At 68.6% G+C, this 5,148-nt stretch carries 2 protein-coding genes and 1 pseudogene; 2 read left to right on the top strand and 1 reads right to left on the bottom strand.

The window, feature by feature from the left end; translation table 11 throughout:
• Window positions 1-283: 283 nt before the first annotated feature.
• A pseudogene (locus tag D3105_RS32085) lies at window positions 284-1,390 on the bottom strand (ABC transporter substrate-binding protein); the annotation flags it as partial.
• 293 nt (window positions 1,391-1,683) lie between these two features.
• Here D3105_RS32085 and aspT point away from each other — a divergent pair.
• Window positions 1,684-3,360, top strand: a complete 1,677-nt coding sequence (aspT, locus tag D3105_RS32080; RefSeq protein WP_118906369.1) for an aspartate-alanine antiporter — start codon at window positions 1,684-1,686, stop codon at window positions 3,358-3,360.
• A 46-nt stretch (window positions 3,361-3,406) separates the two neighbouring features.
• Window positions 3,407-5,059 (top strand): bifunctional aspartate transaminase/aspartate 4-decarboxylase, encoded by a 1,653-nt coding sequence (locus D3105_RS32075; RefSeq protein ID WP_118906371.1) that lies wholly within the window; start codon window positions 3,407-3,409, stop codon window positions 5,057-5,059.
• Window positions 5,060-5,148 lie beyond the last annotated feature (89 nt).

The following is a 5,148-nucleotide window of genomic DNA, read 5'->3' as shown; positions in this document are numbered from 1 at the left end:
CGGCTGACCCCGATCCGCCCTCCCGGGGCGGGGCAGCTGCCGCCCGCCCCGGGAGGGCGGATCGGGGTCAGCCGATGGCCTTGTCGATCGTCCGGACGGCCGCGTCCCAGGCGTCGTCGGGGCTGGTGCCGCGCTGCTCCATGTTGTTGATCTGGGTGGAGATGGAGTCCTTGATCACGCCGTCCTTCGGGCCGAGGACCGCCTCGGGGATGGACTTCGCGCCGTCGGCGTAGATCTGGCCGATGGGGGCGTTGTTGAAGTACGGCAGGGTCGCGTTCTTCACGTCGGGCAGCTCGTAGGCGCCCTGGTTGGACGGGAAGACGCCGATCGCCTTGAAGACGGCGGCCTGCTGCTCGGGGGCGGTCAGCCACTTGACGAGCTTGGCGGCCTCGTCGACGTGTCTGCCGGACTTGGGAACGGCGAGGAAGGAGCCGCCCCAGTTGGCGGAGGTGCCGCCGGGGGCGCTGGTGATGTCCCACTTGCCCTTGTTGGCGTCACCGGCGTACGTGGAGATCTGGCCGGCCATCCAGGCGGGGCAGACGACGGTGGCCACCGTGCTCTTGCGCAGGGCCGCCTGCCACTGGTCCTCGAACTGGGCCAGGCCCTGCGTCAGCTTCTTGGACGCGGCCTGGGAGGCGAGCTGCCAGCCCTTCTCGACGCTCGCGCTGTCCTTGTAGATCGGCTTGCCGCTCGCGTCGTAGTACTGCTCGGGGCTGGAGCTGACCACGGCGTTGAACATGGCGCTCGCGGAGTCCATGAAGTACGTGCCGGAGGGGGCCTTCTTCTTGTACTGCTCGCCGAGGGCGAGGTAGGCCTCCCAGCCGCCCTCGGTCAGCTTCGCCACCTCGTCGCGCTCGGTGGGCAGCCCGGCCTTCTCGAAGAGTTCGCGGTTGTAGCAGAGGGACATGGGGCCGATGTCGGTGCCCGCGCCGATGACCGCGCCGCTGGGGGCCGTGGCCTGCTTCGCCTTCCAGGACACCCACTCGTCCACGCCGATGACCTTGGAGAGGTCGGCGAAGGAGTCCGCCTTGGTGTCGACGATCTCCTTGATCCGGCCGACCTCGATGCCCTGGACGTCAGCGAGGCCGCTGCCGGAGTTCAGCTGCTGGAGGAGCTTGGGATAGTAGTTCTTCTCCTCGGCGGTGGTGTCCTCCTTGACCGTGATCTTCGGATTCAGCTCGTGGTACTTCTCGAAGAGCCCGGCCTCCTTGTAACCGAACTGCCCGAAGTCGGCGACGGTCAGGGTGATGTTGCCGTTCGCGTCGGCTCCCTTGTCCGAGTCGGACGAGCCACCGCATCCGGTGAGCAGGAGGGCCGTGGCCGTGAGGCCCGTGGTGGCCAAGAGGGCGGTTCTGTGGCGTCGACCGGCAACGCTGCGGGTGATGCGCATTCCACTGCTCCTTGTTCCGGGAATCCGGCAATGGCGCATGGGAGCGCTCCCATGCATCGTTGCCGGAAGGTTCCTGCCTCCAGGGGGTAGGTGTCAAGAGTTGAAGACGATTTCGTTGCCGAGGGATGTCCGGGGCGTCACGAAGGGGGTCCGGGGCGGCCCTCCCGTCGGAAGGTGAACGGGGGTGGTCCGGGCCGGGTGAGGTGCCGACGCACACCGCCCCTGTTAATTTTTCCCTTATGCGCCTTCTGATCATCCTGGTCGCCGACACCAGCACCGGTGAGTGAGGCGGGATGGGCGTCCTGCGCGACAATCCCGAACTTGCCCTCTTCTTCTGCCTCGCGGCCGGCTATCTCGTCGGCAAACTCCGCTTCGGCCCGATCACGCTCGGCGGTATCTGCGGCACCCTGATCGTGTCGCTGCTGATCGGCACCCGGCACGTGAGCGTCGACGACGACGTCAAGACGGTCTTCTTCGCGCTGTTCATCTTCTCGCTCGGCTACCTGGCCGGGCCGCAGTTCTTCGCCAACCTGAACCGCAAGAGCCTGCGCTTCTTCACGCTCTGCCTGATCGAGCTGGTCTGTGTCCTCGGGATCGCCTTCGGGCTCGCCAAGGCCTTCGACCTGGACGTGGGCACGGCCTCCGGGATCCTGGCCGGGGCGGCCACCGAGTCCGCCGTCGTGGGCACGGCCTCCGAGGCGATCGGGAAGCTCAGCGACCTGACCTCCGAGCAGATCACCCAGTACCAGGGGCACGTGGCCACCGCCTACACGGTCTGCTATCTCTTCGGCCTGATCACGATCGTGCTGTTCACCAGCCAGATCATGCCGATGCTGCTGCGCATCAACCTGGCGGACGCCTCGCGCGAGCTGTGGGAGAAGATGCGCGGCGGGCAGGCCGGTCTGGAGTCCGACGAGCGCGAGGCGCTGCCCGCCATGGTGGGCCGTACGTATCTGGTGACGCGGGCCGACGGCCGGACCGTCGGTGACCTCCAGAGCGCCATGGGCGGCCGGATCACCGTCGAGGGCGTCAAGCGCGGCAGCAGGCTGCTGACGCCCTCCCCCGGTCTGGAGCTGACGCTCAGCGATCTGGTGCAGGTGGTCGGGGAGCGGGCGGCGATCATCGACGCGGGCCGGGAGATCGGCCCGGAGACCCCGGCCGTGCCGGGGCTCGACACCCCGCTGGCCACCAACCAGGTCGCCGTCACCGAGAAGGAGACCATCGGCGCGACCATCGACCGGCTGGAAAGGCGGCACCCGGAGTTCCGCAAGGACGGCGTGTACATCACCGATGTGCTCCGCAACGACCAGCATCTGCCCGCCAGCGGGGAGACGGTCCTCGCCCGGGGCGACGTCCTCACCCTGGTCGGCGCCCGGGGCGGGCTGAACCGGCTCGTCGGCAAGCTCGGCGCGGTCGTGAAGAACGACGCCACCGACTTCGTCTACCTCGGCTTCGGCATCGTGGCGGGCTCGCTGCTCGGCCAGATCGTCGTCAAGCTCGGGGACGTCCCGATGTCGCTCGGCACCGGCGGCGGCTGCCTGATCTCGGGTCTGGTCTTCGGCTGGTTCCGCTCCCGCAGCCAGACCTTCGGAGCGTTCCCGCCGCAGGCCGCGACCACGCTCAAGGACATGGGCCTGGCCGTCTTCATCGCCTGTACGGGACTGGCGGCGGGCCCGCAGGCCTGGCCGCTGCTGAAGGAGTACGGGGCGCTCCTGCCGTTCGCGGGCATCGCCATGGTGCTGGTCCCGGCAACGATCTCGCTGATCGTCGGGACCAAGCTGCTGAAGATCGAGAAGCCGCTCCTGATCGGCGCCATCGCCGGCCAGCAGTGCTCGACCCCGGCGATCACCTCCATCACCCAGGTGGCCCAGAGCTCCGTCCCGCTTCTCGGCTACACGATCACGTACACGCTCTCCAACTTCCTGCTGCCGCTGACCGGGCCCATCCTGGTCGGCGTCCTGGGGGCATGACGTGACCTCCCTTCGCGCCCCGGACCCGTACGGAACGGACACCACCATGCCGAAGACCCGCCTCAGCCGCGACGAGATCCGGTCCTACGCCCAGCTCTCCCCCTTCGAGCTGAAGGACACGTTCATCCGGATCGCGACGGACGCGCAGAGCGACCGGCCGGGCCAGAAGGGGAAGACGACCCGGGCCATGCTCAACGCCGGTCGCGGCAACCCCAACTGGGTCGCCACCGGCCCCCGCGAGGCGTACCACGCGCTCGGCTACTTCGCGATCTCGGAGTGCCGGCGGGTGTGGACGGCCGACAACCTGGGCGGCATGCCGGAGGAGGCGGGGTGTGCGGAGCGCTTCGACCACTTCGTCCGTACGCACCCGGAGCTGCCGGGCATCGAGCTGCTGAAGGCGAGCGTGGACCTGGCGGTGAAGCGGTTCGGCTTCGACCGCGAGGCGTTCCTGCACGAGCTGGCGGACTCCTCGATCGGGGACAACTACCCGGTGCCGGACCGGATCCTGCGCCACACCGAGGAGATCGTGCGCGGCTATGTCGCGGACGAGATGTTCGACCACCGGCCGCCCGAGGGGCAGACGCTCAGCCTGTTCGCGACCGAGGGCGGCACGGCGGCGATGTGCTACATCTTCGACTCGCTGATGAAGAACGGAGTCCTGAAGAAGGGCGACCGGATCGCCCTGATGGTGCCGGTGTTCACCCCGTACCTGGAGATCCCCGAGCTGGACACGTACGACTTCGACGTGGTGCACGTGGAGGCGAGCCTGTTCACCGAGACCGGGGTGCGGCAGTGGCGCTACCCGGAGGAGGAGGTCGCCAAGCTCGCGGACCCCTCCATCAAGCTGGTCTGCTGCGTCAACCCGAGCAACCCGCCCTCGCTGGCGCTCTCCACCAGGGTCTCCGAGCAGATCGTGTCCGTCGTCGGCGAACGGAACCCGAACCTGATCATCGTGACGGACGATGTGTACGGGACCTTCGTGGAGGGCTTCCGCTCGCTCGCGGCCGACCTGCCCCGCAACACCCTCCTCGTCTACTCCTACTCCAAGCACTACGGGGCGACCGGCTGGCGGCTCGGGGTGATCGCGCTGCACGACGACAACGTGATCGACGCGATGCTGGCGGAGCAGGACCGGGAGCAGAAGGAACGGCTCAACAGGCGTTACGGATCGCTGACCTTGGAGCCCGAGAAGATGCGGTTCATCGACCGGCTGGTGGCGGACTCCCGGCAGGTGGCGCTGAACCACACGGCGGGGCTCTCGCTGCCGCAGCAGGTGATGATGGCGCTGTTCTCGCTCTTCGACATGCTGGATGAGGGGCAGGCGTACAAGCACCGGATCCGGGCGATCGTGCGGCAGCGGCTCGAACTCCTGCTGGAGGGCGCGCACATGAAGATCTCGGAGGATCCGAAGCGGGCGGCGTACTACATCGAACTGGACCTGCTGGCCGAGGCGGAGCGGGCCCACGGGAAGCCGTTCGCCGACTTCCTGGAGCAGAACTACGAGCCGGTCGACCCGCTGTTCCGGCTGGCCGAGCAGACCTCGGTGGTCCTGCTCAACGGCGGTGGCTTCGACGGCCCGGAGTGGTCGGTGCGGGTGTCGCTGGCCAACCTGGACGACCTGGACTACCTGAAGATCGGCCACCATCTGCGGGCGATCTTCGACGCTTACGCGGAGGAGTGGCGGGCGCAGGCCGGGTGACACGGGAGCCGGTGTCCCCGCCGCCACCGGGGCGAACGGTGGCGGCGGGGGCCGACGTGGGGGCCCCGGGGGGGGGGGGGGGCTCGACG

The organism is Streptomyces globisporus (assembly GCF_003501885.1).
In the GTDB taxonomy this organism is placed as follows: Bacteria; Actinomycetota; Actinomycetes; order Streptomycetales; family Streptomycetaceae; genus Streptomyces; species Streptomyces globisporus_D.
Note: the sequence above shows the minus strand (reverse complement) of the source record. Positions and strands in the feature narration are given on the sequence as shown.

Excerpts from the sequence above, each read along its gene's own strand:
- aspT (WP_118906369.1), top strand. The coding sequence starts at position 1,684 with ATGGGCGTCCTGCGCGACAATCCCGAACTTGCCCTCTTCTTCTGCCTC.
- D3105_RS32075 (WP_118906371.1), top strand. The coding sequence starts at position 3,407 with ATGCCGAAGACCCGCCTCAGCCGCGACGAGATCCGGTCCTACGCCCAG.